Below are 18907 nucleotides of genomic sequence, written 5' to 3'. Positions count from 1 at the left end.
CTCACTCTCCCAGAAAAATATGCAAAAATATGCTTAAAACATTTTAGCATATTTATAGGGATACAGGCAACTATAGCTTTTCACGAATAAATGAACTTTTATTATAAAAAATTTTTATCCAAAGTATTTAAAAACGAAGCAAATTGCTTTAGAAAAGTATGCCGTTCCTCATTCTGTGCAAGAACCTTCTGCAATTTCTCCAGCGTTTTTGGCGGAATCCAGCTTTTTCTGTGATTGTAGTACTGATTGGATATTTTCCAGAACTTTTCCGGATATAAAAAAAGTAAATATAAGAAAAGAAAATCTTTTTCGGCAAGGCGGCGGTAAATAGAATAGCCGGAAATACCCGCCTCAAAAAAAGAATAGTCATAATGATTTTTCTCTAAAGTTTTCCGGAGAAAAAGATATAAGTCAAGTAAATAGGGCTGATAGCACATAGATTCAAAATTTACAGTTGCGACAGAATAATCCGGTAAGATCAGCACATTATGATAATGATATGCGCCATGACATACGCCACAGCCGGTATCGGCAAGTTCTGGTTCGACTTTAAGAAGGCGGGAAAGCGCATAAGAAGCTTCCTCATAGAAAGAATCAAAGCACTTCATATAAAGAAGTTCAAAATCATTTTTACCATGGACATGACCAATAAACTTTCGAATCGAACGAAGCTCCCGGTTCTTTCGTTCAAAGAGATGGCTGGTAGACTCTGTTTTCAGATTTTCAAAAGGAATCTCTTCAATAGAGGAAGAAACCTTATGTAAAAATGCAAGATTCCGGCAGGAGGCAGCAACATCTGAAAGATTCCGGCAGTCACACTCCCGTCCTTTAAAATAATGTTTTAAAATAAAAGCGGTTCGGTAGCGGTCATAGGTGACCAGGCTTTCTTCTTTTGTGAGAAAATACCGGTCAGTAGCGGCGTAGCCTGCTTCGGCAAGCTTTTCCTTCCATTCGTATTCCAGAGCAAGCTTTTGGAGGGAACCATGATATTCTTTTAATAAGGCAAGTCCCTGCTCTGTCTCGCACTGGAAAGTTCCGCGGCTTCGAAAAGTGGACAGAACTTTTATATCGTACTGTTCTAATAATTCCTTGTATTTTTCACTCAAAAAAATCCCTCCATTAACATAGGATGTAATCTCAGAGTCTTTCTTGCACTTGCTTCTCACAAAAGCAAGCACAAAAAGCTTCCGAAAGTACATGATAAGACAGACAATGGGTTACACAGTGGTAAATATGGTCTATCCTATGTATAAAGAAGGGATGTTATGTGTAAAATTATTGAACTTCCTGATAAATTTTCAAGGCAAGTTCTTTAAGCTTTTCATAATCATTCAGCTCGGGATTATTCAGCACCTGTGAAAGCAAAGCATTCAGAATCGCACCGATGATCTTTCCCTCAGAAATGCCAAGCGCCTTTAACTGATTTCCATTAATCTTCAGATCCTTTAAAGTAAGACAGTCATTTGCCGCAAGAATCTCATGATAAGCCTGACGGGTTTCCTTTAATGCAGTAAGCTTTTTAAGACGCATAAAATCACTCTGTGCAGAAATATCCGCTTCCATTACGTCAAGAAGATATGGGAAAAGATTCTCACCTACAGAATGAATCACCCGGCGTACATGCTTCCGTCCTGTGCCTAAAGCATCATTAAAACGGATGTCATGATGCGCGATAAGTGTTGTGACCATCTGGGTGGTCTGGTTATCAAACTTAAGACGGCGAAGAATCGTCTTGCTAAGTACGGCACCGGCTTCATTGTGATCATAAAAATGATCGATTCCATTCTCATCCGTAGAGCGGGTCTCCGGTTTTGCGATATCATGAAGCAGCATCGTAAGGCGGAGAATCGGATTTGGAGCAATCGTTTCTACCGCATGAATCGTATGGTCACCGACAGAATAAATATGATGCGGATTATTCTGCGGAGTTTCCATCATTCGGTCAAATTCCGGCAGAAAAACACTTGTAAGCCCGGTTTCATAAGCTACACGAATCATTTCCGGATGTCCGGAAATCAATAACTTTAACAGTTCAATCTGAATACGTTCCGCACTGACATCTTTAAGAAATGCGTGCTGTGCTTCGATGGCAGCCAAGGTTTCTTTTTCAATATTAAAATTCAACTGTCCCGCAAAACGAACCGCACGAAACATTCGCAGCGCATCCTCATCAAATCGCTCTGTTGGATTGCCGACACAGCGGATGATACGGTCATTCAGATCCTGAATGCCACCAAATAAATCCACAAGACCCTTCTCTTCATTATATGCCATTGCATTAATCGTAAAGTCACGACGCATCAGATCTTCTCTTAAGCTGGAAGTAAAAGTCACATCATTCGGACGGCGGTGATCCTCATATGTTCCGTCAATCCGGTAAGTCGTCACTTCATATCCAATCTTATCCATCATAATCGTAACTGTACCATGTTTTAAACCTGTATCGATTGTTCTTGGAAACAAAGCCTTCACCTGTTCCGGCAGAGCGGAAGTTGTAATATCCCAGTCTGCCGGCTCTTTGCCAAGAATAGAATCCCTTACACAGCCACCAACAACAAAGGCTTCATAACCATGGGAAGAAAGCGTCTTTATAATATCAGAGGCATGTTTTGGAATAGAAATATGCATGGGGCAATCCCCCTCCTCTCAAAAAAGTTTTATCCTCGCTATTGTTATGATTATAACATATAATTGGGCGGACGAAAATAAGGAAGTAAATTTCTATCAGCAGGCGCATATAAATAAAATAACATTGATGTTTGGAAGTATTGATATGGTTTACAATGCAAGAAATCAGACATATCGTATCGTACTTTTTTTCATATGGATAATGATATCAGGCATCTATATCACTGCCTGTACGCCCATCTTTCCTCAAAACAATTTTCACATCAGTAAGCTGGGAAATAAAAACCAGGGGCAGGAAGTAAGTTACGAGATCTGTGAGGAAAAAAACATGCCGCACCGTCTGCAGAAAATAATAGAAGACCGGAAAAATCGTCCGGGAACATTTGCATATAAAAATTCAAAATATACCTATCTGGTAGTCTGTTATGGTGAAAAGCCATACAGTGGTTACAGCATTCGCATTGAAGAATGTTGGAAAGATAAAGAACAGCTCTATCTTAAGACACAGCTGATCGGACCATCGGCGGGAGAAGAAATCATAGAAACACGAACCTGTCCTTTTTTAGTTGTCCGGTGTGAACGGACAGAACAGTTATGCCGTATAGAATCCTGAAAAATGAATTGGCAGAGACGGAATCATAAATCAGCCGAAGAAAACATATATTAATAGCAAAGACAATAAGCAGGGCAAAGTATGTCCGTGCACAAAAATCGTTATGCAGGGTGGAGGATGTATTATGAAGGTAGAGAAAAAAGCAGTTCGTTCCGGTATTTTAAAATTAGAAAAAAATGTGCAGATTACACTGGACGAAGATATGAACGTGCCGGATACCCGGCCAGATGTGGAGAAAATTATCGAGAGCAGGGGAGAAGTACATATTGATGAAATTGAGGTGTTAACAGATCGTCTGCGCCTGCGGGGAAACTTCCTCGTGCAGATACTGTATCTAAGCACAGATCCGGAGCAGCAGATTTCCTGCATGGAACATGACTTTGCCATTGAAGAATTTATGAATGTAGAAGGCGCAGAGAGCAGCGATATCGCCAAAGTAACAGCAGATCTTGAAGACCTGACAATCTCCATTATCAATTCCAGAAAATGCGGTGTCCGTTCCGTTATATATTTTCACATTGCCATCTCCGAAATGAAATTTGTCGAATGTACAACGGGAATCGAAAAAAAGGAAAATGTCCAGTGCCTGTATGAATCTCCTTCCATGACAGAAATTATCATGAATAAAAAAGACATTCAGCGGATTAAAGCAACGGTCAGCCTCCCGGCAGGCAAGCCAAATATCCGGGAAATTCTGTGGAATTCGACTCAGCTTCGAGATGTGGATATCCGAATGTTAGAAAACAAACTCGCGATTCGGGGAAGCGTTTTTCTCTTTGTTCTGTATCAGGCAGAAGAAGGAAAAGAACCAGTACAGTATTATGACTGGGAAATCCCATTTACTAACGAATTAGAATGTGCAGACAGCCAGGAAAATCTTATAGGAAATATTGCCGTTCTTCTTGGAAACCATCAGGTGACGATCAAGCCGGATATTGACGGAGAACCACGCGATATAGAAATGGAAGTCGTTTTAGATCTTGATTTGAAAGCATATCACGAATTTAAAATGCCGCTTCTCAAAGATATGTATGCAAATAATCGGAAATTAAAATTAAAAACCAGCCCAATTCAGTTTGAAAACCTCATTTTCCAGAACAATGCAAAAACAAAAGTAAGCCAGCGGGTAGAAGCGGCAACAGGAGAAATTCATAAATTATTACAAGTCCTTAATGTAGAAGGAAATGTACGGATCGAAGACTTTCATTTTGCGAAACAGGGCATTGCCACCGAAGGACTCATATTCTGCAACGTGCTTTACATAGCAGGAGACGATACCGCTCCGATACAGTCAAAAGAAGTTGTGATACCATTTGAATATCTAGTAGAAATCCCCGAAGTAATGGAATCCGACCGCTGCGAAATCCGGGGAGTATTAGAACAGATCGGCGGTTACGTCGTAGACAGCAACGAATTAGAAATCCGCGCAGTTGCCGGAATTTATGTCACCGGATTCTCACCACAGACAATGTACATGATCGATGAGGTAGAGGAAATTCCATACACAGAAGAAGAAATCTCTAAAATCCCATCCATTACCGGCTATATCGTAAAAGAAGGCGATACCCTCTGGAATATTGCAAAACATTACGGAACAACAATCGAAAAAATGAAACAATATAATGAAAATCTGACAGAACCACTCGAAAGCGGGCAGAAAATATTTTTGCTGAAAGAAATGGAGAATTTGGTGATTTAATTCGGGGAAGGTAGACGAAAATAAAAAAAGAGCAGATGGCAGATGTAAAGGTAGTCGCTGTGGGGAGAATGCTCATTCGCATTCTCTCCTCACTCCGACATTACATCTGCCATCTGCTCTTTTTTTATTTTCTGTTCATTCAGCGAATGAAATCACATGAAGGATTTGGAGTGCAGGCTCAAAGGCGCATTTTTACATAATAACTTTTTTTAGCTATGCTTCCTGAATATTGTTAATTACTTCCTGCTGTTGTTTGAGGATATGCGCCCTCATCAGCTGCTTTGCTTTTACGGTGTCTCTGGTAGAGATAGCATCGAGTAATTCGCGGTGCTCTTCTACGAGATTGGAGCGCTGGCGGATATCCTTTACATACTCCATACGATAGCGATAGAACTGTTCACGCAGGTTATTGATGATAGAAATCAGTCGGTCATTGTTGGTCGCCTGGAAAATAGTATCGTGGAATGTTTCATCTTTGTTGGCGATATCGAGAATATCTCCTTTTTCTACGGCATGAATGAAGTCTTCGTGTGCCTGACGTAGTTTTAGAACCCCATCCTGTGTGATTCGTTCGCAGGCGAGTACGGTAGCAAACTCTTCAAGTACTGTACGGATCTCGATGACATCGCGGAGATTCTTTTCTGTGATTTTAGCTACCTGAGCGCCCTTTCTTGGAATCATGATAACGAGACCTTCGAGTTCTAACTTACGGATGGCCTCTCTTACCGGAGTACGGCTTACGCCAAGACGATTGGCAAGAGAGATTTCCATGAGGCGCTCGCCCGGTGCGAATTCACCAGTAATAATAGCCTGGCGTAGTGTGTTAAATACAACGTCGCGAAGTGGCAGATATTCATTTACATTTACGTTAAGATTTGTGTCCTTCATGAGTATTTCTCCTTCCCCTTTTTCCTGAATATTTTTCTCTCTGTGTTGACGAATGATATTTCTTTGTAGAATTTGTAAAATGCTTATGGTTTTTATGAGGCTTGGACTGTGGAAGGTCCTTGCTGAATGGACGGACAACGGCAGTCTGTTTAATTCCCGGATCTTTGCGGAAGAATTCAGCGGCCTTTCCGGCGGCTTCTCTTGAAGTAAAGATACCGAATACAGTGGAACCGCTTCCACTCATAAGTGCACCAAGTGCGCCAAGCCGTCTCATATTTTCTTTAATCTGTATAATTGCCGGATAATGTTTTTGTGTAACCTGCTCCAATACATTACCCATGCGGTAAGTGATACCGGTAAGATCGTTGTGATTAATCGCCTGGATCATGCCATCAATGTCTGGATGTTTCATCTGTTCATCGAGATGAAGATTCTCATAAACAAACTTTGTAGACATGGAAAAGGTTGGCTTCACGATTAAAAACCAGCATGCCGGAATAGAAGGGAGTGGTGTTAAAATCTCTCCGATTCCTTCAGAAAGTGCGGTTCCTCTCATAATGCAAAATGGGATGTCAGCACCGAGGGTCAGTCCATGCTTTATAAGTTCCTCCTGTGTGATTCCCAAAGAAAAAAGCTGATTCATGCCTACCAGCGCTGCGGCTGCGTCTGTACTTCCGCCGGCCATTCCTGCTGCAACAGGGATATGTTTCTCGATTGTGGCATCGACACCGTCTGGAATATTATACGCAGTCCGAATCGTGTTAATCGCCCGGTAGACAAGATTCTTTTCATTGAGAGGGAGGTAAGGCAGATTCGAGGAAAGCCGAATCTGTCCGCATGTATTCTTTTGTAAAGTAATGAGGTCAAAAAGTTTCACTGTCTGCATGATCATTCTAACCTCGTGGTAACCGTCTTCCCGCCTTCTTAATACGTCCAGTCCCAGATTCACCTTTGCATATGCTTTCAACTGTAAGGGCTGAGTCATAAAAATTGTACCTCCTCTGTATCTTGTATACAATTATTATAACGCATTTTAACGAAAAATCAAGAAAGAAACGCTGGTATAAAAAAGAAAAAATTTCTCAATACTAACAAGGTATTTTTGTAAAAGATGCTTAAGGAGTTGTATACAAAATAAGCAGGAAAAGAGGGAGAAATGTGAAGATAGTATATGGCCGGGATCAGAAAATAAAAGGGGGTCTCACAGGGGATTTTGATAAAGATTATGCTTTTCTAGAAGCGGTGTTTGAACGAAGTGGTGATATCGTGAAGAATCCGTTTTGTATTGCGGATTTTTGCCGGGCGGCGGCAATTTATGTAGATGGCATGACGGATGCGGATATGGTAGAAGATTTTGTGATTCGTCCGCTTCTTAAACAGAAATGGGAAGAGAAAATAAGCGGGAGGGAGCTGCTTTCTTATATAGAAAATCATGTGATGGAAACGGTGGATTGGAAAGAAGACGAAACTTTTGAAAATATTTTGACAGATATTTTATCCGGTAATACCCTCCTTTTATTAGAAGGCTGCAAAAAAGCAATTATATTATCAACGAAAAAATATCCATCAAGAGGTGTCGGGGAAACGCAGCAGGAGATGGTAATTCGGGGACCGAAAGATAGTTTTACGGAGAATATGCGGATAAATACAGCGCTGATAAGAAGGAGGATTCGTGATCCACGCCTGAAGATGGAACATACGATGACAGGAGAACGTTCGAAAACAGACCTTGCGATTATATATATGGAAGATCTTGTCCGGCCGGAGCTTCTTGAAAAGATACGGGAAAAAGTGAAAAATATAAGCTTTGACGGTATTTTTGACGGGGGAATGGTGGAGCAGCTTCTTGAAGAAAATGCATGGAGTCCGTTTCCACAGTTCCAGCATACGGAGCGCCCGGATAAAGCAGCAAGTGGATTATTAGAAGGGCGGATCGTTCTTGCAGTGGACAATTCTCCGGGTGTTTTGATTCTGCCAGCAACATATCAGATGTTTTTTCAGGCGGGAGACGATTATTACACACGATTTGAAGTAGCATCTTTTGCCAGAGTACTGCGCTTTGCTGCATCACTGTTTGCCATAGGATTTCCAGGTCTTTATGTGGCGATTGCTGCTTTTCATACAGAAATGCTTCCGGCCTCTTTTTTATTATCGGTTGCTGTGGCACGCACAGGAATCGTGATTCCTGTTGCCTTAGAAGTCCTGCTGATGGAATTTCAATTTGAGCTGCTAAAAGAAGCCGGGATTCATCTGCCGGGGCAGCTTGGAGGAACGATTGGCATTGTCGGAGGACTCATTGTCGGGCAGGCGGCAGTCGAAGCGGGAATCGTAAGTACGATTGTCGTCATCGTTGTTTCCTTTACAGCAATTGCCTCCTTTATCGTGCCAAATGAATCGTTCGGGTCCGTTTTTCGTCTGCTGAAATTTCTTTTTATTTTCACAGGGGCAATCTGGGGAATCTATGGATTTTTGCTCACCTTTGCTGCATTACTCTTTCATTTATCACAGTTAGAATCCTTTGGTGTTCCGTATATGTTGCCATCTGTCTGTGGGGAGAATTTAAATTATGACGAGAAAAAAGACGATTATGTTCGCTATCCATTTGCCTATATGTTAAAACGCCCGGTATTTACCAGGGAAGGACGGCGGATTCGGAAAAAGGAGGGCAGATGATGACAGCAGAAAACAAGGTTTCGCCAAGACAGCTGCGGCGGATGCTTTTTATAGAAATGTTTGGGGCGGGGGCGCTGTCCGTTCCTGCCCTTGCCTGTTATAATGGACAGTCCGGCGGTGTGGCGGTGCTTTTTTACGGGATTTTTTTAATCATTGCAACAGTTGTATTTTATATTCTCTCTGAAAAGATACAGGAGCAGTTTTCTGAAAATGCAAAAAGTTATACAGAAATCCTTCCAAAATCAATACAGAGTATCTATTTTATTCGATTCGCTATAAATGTGGTAGCCCTCTTTTACTTTTTTGGAGAAACGATACAGACAGTATATATGCCGAAAAACAGTTTCCTTTTTATACTGTTTCCGGCGGCGCTTCTTCTCTGGTATACGCTGAATACGAATCTGCAAAAAAGAGCCCGCTTTTTAGAACTCATATTTCCATGGATTTTTGTGTCGTATGGTATTGCAGTTTTCTTATCCTTTGTGGGCATTGAAACATCAATACAGCCGGGAACCATAAAAGAAGTCTGGCGGGATATTTTTTCAGATACCGCGATACAAAGCCTGCGAAACGGATATATTCTTTTCGTATGTGGCAGTCCGATAGAATTCCTTTTATTTTTAAAACCGGCACCCAAAACAAAACAAAAAACAAAAAGAAGCATTATTACAGCAGCTTTTGGTGTTTTCTTTTGTAATGTATTGCTTATTTTTCTTGCAGTACGGACGTTAGGAAAAACACTTACTACACAGTCAGCGTGGCCGGTAATAAAAATGATGCAGCTGATTCGGATGTCAGGCGGATTCCTTGAACGCTTTGATATTCTTCCCGCCATAGTCTGGGTTCTGTGTATGATGGCAGTGATCAGCGGATATCTTTATTATGGAAAAAAGATGTTAGAACAGCTTTTATTAAAAAAATCAAAAGAAGCTATCCTGAAAAAAGCAACCTTGAAGAAAACAAACGCAAAAGAACCAATCCTAAAAGAAACGATCGTGACAGGAATAAGCATACTTTGTCTTCTTTTTTTAGCCTGTCTTGTGGAAAAACAACCATATTTGTGGAATTCCTATCTGAAATATAAAATATTTGTGGATGTTCCGCTTGCATTGCTGTTACCAGTTTTTGTATATATTGCCGGCAGAAAAAATACAAAAAACAAGAAGCTGGGAAAGAGTACGGAAACAGAGGATAAAATAAAGAAAAAAGAACCGATTTTATATCTCTTTACAATTCTTTTTGTCCTTGGGAGTTCTTTTTCCTTAACTGGCTGCCGGCACCTGACGGATATAGAAGAAAAAAGCTATGTTTTATCCCTGTATGTGGACAGATTATCGGGCGAAGAAAACGGATATGCGTTTCAGGTGGCAAGAGCAGACTTAAATAAGATGGAAGAACGAGACGAGGAAATTCCCTGTCAGATTACAAAAATAAAAGCAAAAACCTTGAAAGAATTAGAAGAAAAATATCTTCGGATTATTCCGGGAGAAATGGAGTGGAACCATATTTATACTATTTTTTTCAGCCCGGAAATGGCAGAAAATAAAGAAGCCTGTATACGTCTGTTAGAAGAATGGGACGGCGGCTGGCAGAAATCACCGAATGTTTTTCTTGTCGTAAGTTCACCATCTCCCGACAAGCTTTACAAAGTAAAAAATATTCCAAAAGGAGCAGCAGGTCAGGAAGTAAGTCTTCTTATAAAACAAAGCAAAAAACAACAAAAAATAAAATCTGATCTAAAAAATGATACAGAAAAAATTTGCGAAACTCCAATTGATTACCTGCGGCACACAGAACAATCCCCGGAAAAAAGCGTACTGCATCAGATTGTAATAGAAGATGGAAAAATTGTATTGATAGATAAAAAATAAAAAAATAAAAAAGGCGGCCTGCCGCATTTGCAGGTCGCCTAATGAATTAAATCATAAAATACATGGAAAAGATTCACTTTTTTTTCTGGGATATAACATAGTTTTGGATAGAAAGCGCACCACCAGTTATGTCCCTGCGCTTTGCCGATATCTATACGTAACGCTTGGTATTCCCCGGCGGGGAAGATGGCAGCTCCATAATGTCGTATTGGAAATCTTTCTTGTGTAAAATAGACCTGGATCGGTTTACCATCAGCAGCTTTTGCAGCAATCCGGGCAATCTGTTTTGTTTTTTTAGCAAGAGTTTGTTTTAATTCCCCGGCAGAGTGTGCCTGTTCCACATCTGTTTTTACATATTGCAGGATGGCATCCCGCACGATCAGTTTTCTTTCCTGAGCCTCCTTTTCATCAGAATCTGCACGTACATGGAACCGCAGGGAATTATCATAGAGTAAACAGTTTTTTTCTATATAAGTCTGACACAGTATGCCGCAGCTGAATAATAAAAATATAATGATGCTGATAGAAAATGTTATTTTATTTAATTTGTTCGTATTATTTAACTTGTTCATAGGTAAAGTATAGACATAAATTTGAGATTTGAGGCAACGGATTAACTTTATTATTCTGGGTAATAGTTCTTGGAACTTTTTGCAAAGTAGAGTATAATTGTAAGGAAGTTTGTTACAAGACGGTAAGATAGAGGACGGTAAAATAGAAATGAAGCATAGAGAACAATACTTTTTCCGTTTTTTAAAGAGGGGAAGTATTTTTTTATTGGTATTTTGCCTTGTGGGCTGCGGAGCATCCGGCTCTGACCGGTCAGCAGAGCGAAAGGCAGAAGAACAAAAGACAGAAGTACAGCTTGAAGTGCAGGGGACTGTCGATATACCGAATTATTATCATAAAGGGAATCTTTTTCTTCCGCAGGCGAATGGGAAGGTGACAGAGAAACAAGAGGGAGTATCGCTTGATCTGTCTCATACGGACCAGGGATACTTTATGGTAGCATACAAAGGCAGTGCAGATAAATTAATGGTGCAGGTAGAAGGAAGCGATAATATCCCGTACCGATATTATTTTGAGCCGGATGCTCACTACAATGCACTTCCGCTTACAGCAGGTAACGGGAATTATGCAGTATCTGCTTATGAAAATGTGGGAGATAACCGGTATGCCCTTGTTTTTACGAAGACAGTGGATGTAGTGCTTGCAAATGAAGTTTTACCATTTTTGTATTCGAATCAATATGTGAATTTTAATGAGGATACGAAGGCTGTTATGCTTGCAAAGAAGCTGACAAAGGGAAAGACAGAGTTAGAGGCAGTGCAGGAAGTGTATGAGTATGTTATAAAGAATATAGTGTATGATGAAGAGAAGGCAGAGACGGTAAAGAGTGGATATTTGCCGAATGTCGATGAGACATTGAAGACGAAGAAAGGAATTTGTTTTGATTATGCTGCCCTGATGACGGCAATGCTTCGTTCATCCGGAATTCCGACTCGTCTTGATATCGGATATGCAACGAATATTTATCATGCCTGGATCAGTACCTATCTTGAAGAACAGGGATGGGTAGATAATGTGATTCAGTTTGACGGAAAGAGCTGGACGATGATGGATCCTACCTTTGCGGCTGATGGTGGAGATGGAATAAAGGATTTCATTACGGATTCTTCAAATTACAACGTACAGTATATTCATTAGGAATTTTTGCTTTTGCAAATGATTTCGGAATCATAATTAACAGGGGAGAGATATAAGGGGACAGAAAATGTTATCAAATAATGAGATTGCTGTGTTTTGCGAGCAGAGTGGGATGATTCTTGAATCCGGCTTATCCATGTTAGAAGGTATTTCGATTATGGAAGCGGATGTTGAACCGCAGAATACAGAATATAAGAAAATATATGCAGATATAAGAACCTGTCTTGAAGAAACAGGCATTTTTTATGAAGCACTACAAAAGGCAGGAGTTTTCACGGATTACGTGATTCAGATGGCAAAGCTTGGAGAAGAAACAGGGAATCTTGACGTGACGATGAAAGGTCTGGCAGCTTATTATGAGCGTGAAGAAAATACAATGCAGGATATCCGGAGTGCGATTTCCTATCCGCTAATGATTTTATGTATGCTGCTTACAATTATGCTTGTGATGATCGTAAAAGTTATGCCGGTATTTAATCAGGTGTATGAGCAGTTAGGAAGTCAGATTACAGGACCGGCGGCAGTGCTTTTAAAAGCCGGGGAAGTATTAAAGCAGTATTGGGTCATTCCGGCGGTGTTCATCTGCATTTTTGCGGCAGGTGTGTGGTGGCTTTTAAAGACGATAAAGGGAAATGTTGTTTTGCACAGACTAACAGGACGGTTCTTTTCAAGTAAATCTATCGTAAAAAGATTAAACAGTGCCAGAATATCTTCTGCACTTTCTATGGCATTACAGAGTGGAATGGATTATGGAAGAGCATTTGATATGGCGGCAGCGCTTGTGGACGGGGATGAGGAGACGAAGAAGAAACTTTTAGACAGCAAAGAAAAGATGTTTGAAGGAGAATCTTTTTCAAAAGTAATAAAAGAAACACAGATTTATTCGCCCCTCCATGCAAGGATGATCATGATTGCAGAAAGAACTGGGGAGGCAGATCAGGCACTTTCTAAGATCGCGGTACAGGTAGATGAGGAAGTAACAGCAGAAATTCAAAATTTTGTCTCAGTAATTGAGCCTACAATGGTAATTATTTTATCCATTCTTGTGGGTGCCTTACTTTTATCGGTAATGATGCCGCTTATGGGAATTCTTTCTGTGATTGGATAATGAAATGTCAAAATATACGATGGAGAATGTGAAATGAAGAATGGAACAGGAGAGAATATAAAAAAGAAAAATAATACAGGTTTTATTCGAACAGAGCTTATTGTTCCAATCTGTGTATTTATTCTGATGATTGGGATGCTGCTTTTTGGGGTATCGTCAGTGACAAAAGAAACCGCACAAAAGGAACAGGAAAGTCTTCAAAATGCGGTAATCCAGTCTGCTGTCCACTGTTATTCAGTGGAAGGTGCCTATCCGGAGTCTCTTACATATTTAAAGAAGCATTACGGAATCACATGGAATGAGAAAAAGTATAAAGTAAGCTATGAAGTTGTTGCAAAAAATATCCGACCGGAAGTACAGGTGATTTTATTAGATGAATAACAGACAAAAGCAAATACATACGATTGATATGATCTTTCCGCTGATTTTTATTGTTTTTTTTGGATTTTGTGCAGTCTCCCTGGTTCTTTCGGGCGCACATATTTATCAGAAAACAGCGGATGGATTGAAGCAGAATTATACAGTAAGAACAGCGGTTGCTTATGTGCAGGAAAAGATCAGAGAATACAGCAGCAGTTCACAGGTAGAAGTTTTAACAGAGCATAACCAGACAGTGCTGGCGCTGTATGAGCCGGAGAATACAGGATATGTGACGTACATTTATTTATATAAAGGAAAGCTGCGAGAACTTTTTACAAAAAAAGAGCGGGGAATCGAATGGGAAAGTGGACAGGAATTAGTGAGTGCAGATACATTTTCTGTTATAAAACAAAAGGAGGATCTGCTCCGAATTCATCTTAGTGGAAGCGGTCAGGAAGAATTAGTTTATGCAAGGATTTATGGGGAAGATGAGCGATGAGAAGAGTAAGACATTCAAAGTCCGGATTGTTTTTAATTGAATTAATGATATGCATTTTATTCTTTTCATGTACCGCAGGAATCTGTATCCGTTTTTTTGCAAAGTCTCATGAGCTCAGCCAGAAAGCAAGGAATCTGTATCAGGCACAGCAGGAAGCCTCTTCTATGGCAGAAATTTTAGAAGGGGACATAAATTCTCTTTATCATCGATATGTTTATTATGATAAAGACTGGAAACAGTGTGAGAAAAAGGATATGGCATATTGGCTGGAAGTATCGGAAACTGATGTAAAGAAGAAAGAGGCAGAGCCTAAGACTGGCCATAACTCCGATAGTAAAAAAACAGATTTAAAAAAGATAAAGATTGCTGTATATTCCGGAAAGAAAGTAAAAAAAGCACAGAAAGACGAAATTTATCATTTGAATCTGAGCATTTATGTACCAAAGGATAATACAAAGCATGCTGCATCGACACAGAAGGAGGGGATGAAATAATGAAAAAGCGGGAAATCCCTGTAATGAATCTTGGTATTTCATTAATCATCTTAATCTTTATGAATGTATGTCTGGCGGCATTTGCTGTGTTATCCTTACAAAATGCATTATCGGATTATGCACTTACGAAGAAGACGGCGGCGCATACAACGCAGTACTATAAAGCGGTGAATAAAGTGCAGGAACAGCTTGCACAGAAGAATACAGAACTTGAGAAACAGTGGACACAGAAAAAAACAGCAAAACAAAAAGAAATAGGACAAAAAGAAATAGGAAAAAATAGAACGGCACAAAAGACGGTGAAACAAAAACTTGTGATATTGCCGGAAATAAATATTATAGAAAGTGTTTCAAAAAGACAGCAGCTTGTTGTTACGCTGCATCTGGATAAGACAGGCATAGTGCCGCAGTATTATATAAAAAAATGGCAGCTTTGTTCACCAGAAGACTGGCAGGCAGATGAATCGCTTGACGTAATGAAAAGTATAGAATAATGCCGAGGCATTTTTGAATGCAGCAAGAATACCGGGACATTCTTGAATACATTATATTGGGAGGAAAAGGTAGAATGGGAATCCAGGAATATTTGCAGGAAGCAACAGAAAAGGGCGCATCAGATTTATTTATTGTAGCAGGTCTGCCCCTTACTTATAAGATTAACCGAAAGATGGTCAGAATCGGAGAACGGCTGATGCCGGAGGATACAAAGAAACTGATTGAAGATATTTATTCGATTGCGGAGGAAAGAAAGATAGAAACATTAGAGACGGCAGGAGATGACGATTTCTCTTTCTCCATATCGAATCTGGGAAGATTCCGCGTATCTACATATCGTCAGAGAGGTTCTCTGGCAGCCGTAATCCGTCTTATAGCATTTCAGTTACCGAATCCGGAAGAACTTAGTATTCCATCCCAGATCATGCAGCTGGCAGAATACAGAAAAGGACTTGTACTTGTGACTGGTTCTGCAGGAAGCGGAAAGTCCACAACGCTTGCCTGCCTGATCGATCAGATTAACAGTACGAGGGAAGAACATATTATTACATTAGAAGATCCGCTGGAATTCCTCCACCGTCACAAAAAGAGCATTGTAAGTCAGCGCGAGGTGAGTTCTGATACAGAAAGTTATAAAGTGGCGCTCCGTGCCTCACTGCGCCAGAGTCCGGATGTGATTCTTCTTGGAGAAATGCGTGATTATGAAACAATTAATATCGCAATGACAGCAGCAGAAACCGGGCACCTTGTTTTTTCCACTTTGCATACGCTTGGTGCGGCAAATGCAGTAGACCGAATTATTGATGTGTTCCCTGCGAACCAGCAAAGACAGGTGATTGTACAGCTTGCCTCTGTATTAAATGCCGTTGTCTCCCAACAGTTATTACCGGATAAAGAGGGAAAGCTTATCCCGGCATTTGAACTTATGACTATAAATCGTGCGATTAAAAACATGATCAGAGAGAATAAAGTACATCAGATTGATGGACTGATCGCATCTTCAAGCCAGGAGAAAATGTTCTCAATGGACTCTTACATTACAAAACTATATAAAGAAGGAAAAATAACTCAGGAAGTGGCATTAGATTATGCGGCAGCTCCGGAGTTAATGGTGAAGACACTTTTAAAATAAAAAGAAATAATATTAGTATTGTTGTAACAAAATAAATAAAATAATTTTTTGGTAATTTTTGTCGAAAATTCATTGACGTTATACAGACGTTATGCTATTATAAAGATGCAAACTAATATATTCTAGTGGGCAAACCTTGCGAAAGCAGGGGACGCAAAGCCAAGGGTCTAAGGGCATAGCCTATGACAGCCGGTTGCCGTATTTAATGCGTATGGATCATATTATCGAATATTATGGGTGGCCGCGTATATCTTGCTAGAGATATAGGCGGCTTTTTGAATACGAGGACATATAGTCCTCATCCCCGCAATTCTCATAGAAAACTCGTAACATTTGATAAAGCCATAAATAAGGCATTTATACCTGCTCTCAGAATCTTTAATACAGCTGTCCTTGTAGTAGATTTTGAGATGTAGCTTACGGCATATTGCCGAGCTACACAAAAAAGTAACGTTGTTACTGTGTAGCTCGCATATATGTACTTGAGAGTACATGTTATCAGAAAGGGAGGATTTTTATGAGAAAAATGGATAATAAATCATTTGTGATTTCAGCAGCTTATCTTGTTATGGCGCTGATCTTATGTACAGGTATTATTTTTTATACCGGTAACGGCGGGACAGGTAAGACATTTGCAGATATAACAGATACAATGCCGGATACAGGATCTGATGAGATTGTAGCAGGTGAAGAAGAGGTTCCACTTGGACAGGCCCCTAAGGTTACAGTTAAGACTTCTAAGAAGACAACAACAAAGAAGAAGAAGTTAAAAAAAGCAGCGAAGAAGACAAAAACAACAACAAAAAAGAAAACTTCTAGAAAAAAATCTACGAGGAGAGGAGTTTCTGTTCAGACCGTAACAGAGACAACAGTTCGGACAACGCAAAAGACAAGTACAAAGAAGAAATCCAAAGTACAGACAGTTAAGACAACCGTAGTAACAACAGTTAAGACAACAAAGACAGACGTTGGAGCTACTTCTAATTTTAATAACGTAGCAGCCGCAACAACAGGATATGCGATTTCTAAGTTTAGTGATATTAAGGGACATGTGGATTCCCGAGTGTATGATGCATTTAATACTTTAGGGTTTGAGTTTAATGTTGACCCGGAATTAGCAACAACTGGTGTATTTAGTGTACAGAATCATAATATTCAGTTAAAGAGAGGTCAGTCGTCTTATTTACTTCACGAGTTGGGTCATTTCGTAGCAACCTTAAAGGGAAGAGCAGATAAGAAATCTGAATTTGCTAGTATTTATAATGCAGAAAAGGGAGCATATGTTGGTAATAATAAATCCTATGTAACACAGACTGCAAGCGAGTACTTTGCAGAATCTTTCTGTGATTATACAGAGAATGCTTCTGCATTAAAGAGCCAGCGTCCACAGACTTACAACTATATCAATGATTTAGTTAACTCTATTTCCGATAAAGATATAAAGAATTTCTATAATGCATATGGATGGTATTGGAATTAGACTATACAGAAGGTTAGAAAAAGGTGCCTGCAGGATAACTGCAGACACCTTTTGTGATGCTAGATAAAGATGTGATATGTACTTGGATAAGTGCATATATTTTTAAAATTAAGTATTCAAAAGCTTTTTGATGTGCTAGAATAAGGCGTGAAGTGAATTTAAAAAGAGCTTTTTGAAAGGGTGAATAATTTTGGCTAATAAAAATATAGTAGTTCTTATGGGAGGAAAGTCATCAGAACATGATGTTTCTCTTATTTCAGCAAAAACAGTAATTGAAAGTATTGATAAAGACAGATATAGTGTGATCATGGTAGGAATCACAAAGGATGGACAGTGGAAGCTGATCGACACAATGGCTCATCTTGAAGATGGTTCCTGGGTGAACAGCAAGACGAGTGCTTACATTTGTCCGGATACCGGAAGTAAGGAACTCCTTTTAGAAAGAGGAGGTAAGACAGAACGTATTTCTATTGATGTTGTGTTCCCGGTTCTTCATGGTATGAACGGAGAAGACGGAACAGTGCAGGGACTTTTAGAGTTAGCAGCGATTCCATATGTAGGCTGTGGTGTTTTAGCTTCTGCCTGCTCTATGGATAAGTTTTATACTAAGGTAATCGTAGATGCAATTGGAGTACGCCAGGCAAAGTTTGTCGGTGTAAGAAGACATGAGCTTTCCAACATGGATGAAGTTGTAGCAAGAGTGGAATCAGGAGTTCCATATCCTGTTTTCGTAAAGCCTTCTAAAGCCGGTTCTTCGCAGGGAGTCAGCAAGGCAGAGAACAGAGAAGAACTCGTTACTGCATTACATCTTGCAGCAAAGCATGATTCTAAGATCTTAGTAGAGGAGACAATCGTAGGACGGGAGATTGAGTGTGGTGTTCTTGGAATGAATGAACCAAAGGCTTCCGGTGTTGGCGAAGTATTATCTGCAGAAGAATTCTACAGCTATGATGCGAAGTATAATAACGAGGAATCAAGAACAGTTGTAGATCCTGAGCTTCCAGAAGGAAAGGCAGAAGAGATTCGTAAAGATGCGGTAGCTATCTTTAAAGCATTAGATTGCTCTGGATTATCCAGAGTAGATTTCTTCCTTACAAAGGATACGAATGAAGTAGTATTTAATGAGATTAATACTCTTCCGGGATTTACAGCAATCAGTATGTATCCAATGCTTTGGGAAGCAAGAGGACTGAATAAGAAGGCTCTTGTTCAGAAGCTGATCGATCTTGCTATGAACAGATACGACGTATAAAGGGATAC

General features: G+C 39.9%; 18 protein-coding genes and 1 riboswitch. Of the genes, 13 read left to right on the top strand and 5 right to left on the bottom strand.

Translation table 11 applies throughout. The features are described from left to right. Positions 1-101: 101 nt before the first annotated feature. Positions 102-1106 carry a spore coat protein CotS gene (locus tag EHLA_RS15390; RefSeq protein ID WP_123864877.1) on the bottom strand — a complete coding sequence of 335 codons (1005 nt, stop codon included), beginning with the start codon at positions 1104-1106 and terminating at the stop codon, positions 102-104. A 169-nt stretch (positions 1107-1275) separates the two neighbouring features. Next, on the bottom strand, positions 1276-2628 hold the full coding sequence (locus EHLA_RS15385; RefSeq protein WP_096241431.1) for a CCA tRNA nucleotidyltransferase: 1353 nt from the start codon (positions 2626-2628) through the stop codon (positions 1276-1278). A gap of 328 nt (positions 2629-2956) precedes the next feature. On the opposite strand from EHLA_RS15385, the gene EHLA_RS16325 reads away from it, so the two are divergent. Both EHLA_RS16325 and EHLA_RS15375 read left to right on the top strand, forming a co-directional pair. Continuing rightward, the gene (locus tag EHLA_RS16325; protein WP_157908612.1) at positions 2957-3241 is read left to right on the top strand and encodes a protease complex subunit PrcB family protein; all 285 of its coding nucleotides are present in this window, start codon (positions 2957-2959) and stop codon (positions 3239-3241) included. 124 nt (positions 3242-3365) lie between these two features. Then, positions 3366-4940 (top strand): DUF3794 and LysM peptidoglycan-binding domain-containing protein, encoded by a 1575-nt coding sequence (locus EHLA_RS15375; RefSeq protein ID WP_162290872.1) that lies wholly within the window; start codon positions 3366-3368, stop codon positions 4938-4940. A 213-nt stretch (positions 4941-5153) separates the two neighbouring features. On the opposite strand, the gene EHLA_RS15370 is transcribed toward EHLA_RS15375, so the two are convergent. Together EHLA_RS15370 and ispE are read right to left on the bottom strand one after the other, a co-directional pair. Continuing rightward, on the bottom strand, positions 5154-5828 hold the full coding sequence (locus EHLA_RS15370; protein WP_096241428.1) for a GntR family transcriptional regulator: 675 nt from the start codon (positions 5826-5828) through the stop codon (positions 5154-5156). Beyond that, positions 5809-6813, bottom strand: coding sequence for a 4-(cytidine 5'-diphospho)-2-C-methyl-D-erythritol kinase (ispE, locus tag EHLA_RS15365; protein ID WP_096241427.1), 1005 nt, complete (start codon positions 6811-6813; stop codon positions 5809-5811). Before ispE ends, EHLA_RS15370 begins: the two co-directional genes overlap by 20 nt. Before the next feature lie 173 nt (positions 6814-6986). Here ispE and EHLA_RS15360 point away from each other — a divergent pair, with 173 nt between their 5' ends. Next, complete coding sequence (locus tag EHLA_RS15360) at positions 6987-8501, top strand: spore germination protein (protein ID WP_096241426.1); 1515 nt, start codon at positions 6987-6989, stop codon at positions 8499-8501. After that, positions 8498-10372 carry a GerAB/ArcD/ProY family transporter gene (locus EHLA_RS15355; RefSeq protein ID WP_096241425.1) on the top strand — a complete coding sequence of 625 codons (1875 nt, stop codon included), beginning with the start codon at positions 8498-8500 and terminating at the stop codon, positions 10370-10372. Before EHLA_RS15360 ends, EHLA_RS15355 begins: the two co-directional genes overlap by 4 nt. Positions 10373-10410: 38 nt before the next feature. Here the strand turns inward: EHLA_RS15355 and EHLA_RS15350 are convergent, their stop codons facing one another. Beyond that, positions 10411-10944, bottom strand: coding sequence for a stage II sporulation protein R (locus tag EHLA_RS15350; protein WP_096241424.1), 534 nt, complete (start codon positions 10942-10944; stop codon positions 10411-10413). 148 nt (positions 10945-11092) lie between these two features. Between EHLA_RS15350 and EHLA_RS15345 the strand changes: the two genes are divergently transcribed. The 9 genes from EHLA_RS15345 to EHLA_RS15305 all read left to right on the top strand — a co-directional run bounded on the left by EHLA_RS15345 (position 11093) and on the right by EHLA_RS15305 (position 18899). Next, complete coding sequence (locus EHLA_RS15345; RefSeq protein WP_096241721.1) at positions 11093-12079, top strand: transglutaminase-like domain-containing protein; 987 nt, start codon at positions 11093-11095, stop codon at positions 12077-12079. Positions 12080-12146: 67 nt separating this feature from the next. Continuing rightward, positions 12147-13187 carry a type II secretion system F family protein gene (locus EHLA_RS15340; RefSeq protein ID WP_096241423.1) on the top strand — a complete coding sequence of 347 codons (1041 nt, stop codon included), beginning with the start codon at positions 12147-12149 and terminating at the stop codon, positions 13185-13187. A gap of 33 nt (positions 13188-13220) precedes the next feature. Continuing rightward, positions 13221-13568 (top strand): hypothetical protein, encoded by a 348-nt coding sequence (locus EHLA_RS15335; RefSeq protein ID WP_205677387.1) that lies wholly within the window; start codon positions 13221-13223, stop codon positions 13566-13568. Beyond that, positions 13561-14046 carry a DUF4860 domain-containing protein gene (locus tag EHLA_RS15330; RefSeq protein ID WP_096241422.1) on the top strand — a complete coding sequence of 162 codons (486 nt, stop codon included), beginning with the start codon at positions 13561-13563 and terminating at the stop codon, positions 14044-14046. The genes EHLA_RS15335 and EHLA_RS15330 overlap by 8 nt, the downstream gene beginning before the upstream one ends. Then, positions 14043-14540 (top strand): PulJ/GspJ family protein, encoded by a 498-nt coding sequence (locus tag EHLA_RS15325; RefSeq protein WP_096241421.1) that lies wholly within the window; start codon positions 14043-14045, stop codon positions 14538-14540. Before EHLA_RS15330 ends, EHLA_RS15325 begins: the two co-directional genes overlap by 4 nt. Continuing rightward, positions 14540-15034, top strand: a complete 495-nt coding sequence (locus tag EHLA_RS15320; RefSeq protein WP_096241420.1) for a hypothetical protein — start codon at positions 14540-14542, stop codon at positions 15032-15034. Before EHLA_RS15325 ends, EHLA_RS15320 begins: the two co-directional genes overlap by 1 nt. 74 nt (positions 15035-15108) lie before the next feature. Next, entirely contained in the window at positions 15109-16167 is a 1059-nt protein-coding gene (locus EHLA_RS15315; protein ID WP_096241419.1) for a type IV pilus twitching motility protein PilT, read from the top strand. Between the two features lie 118 nt (positions 16168-16285). Continuing rightward, positions 16286-16368, top strand: a riboswitch (cyclic di-GMP riboswitch). 316 nt (positions 16369-16684) lie between these two features. Beyond that, positions 16685-17647, top strand: a complete 963-nt coding sequence (locus tag EHLA_RS15310; protein ID WP_096241418.1) for an anthrax toxin lethal factor-related metalloendopeptidase — start codon at positions 16685-16687, stop codon at positions 17645-17647. Between the two features lie 190 nt (positions 17648-17837). Further along, on the top strand, positions 17838-18899 hold the full coding sequence (locus tag EHLA_RS15305; protein WP_096241417.1) for a D-alanine--D-alanine ligase family protein: 1062 nt from the start codon (positions 17838-17840) through the stop codon (positions 18897-18899). Positions 18900-18907: the final 8 nt, after the last annotated feature.

The organism is Anaerobutyricum hallii (assembly GCF_900209925.1).
Lineage (GTDB): Bacteria > Bacillota > Clostridia > Lachnospirales > Lachnospiraceae > Anaerobutyricum > Anaerobutyricum soehngenii.
Note: the sequence above shows the minus strand (reverse complement) of the source record. Positions and strands in the feature narration are given on the sequence as shown.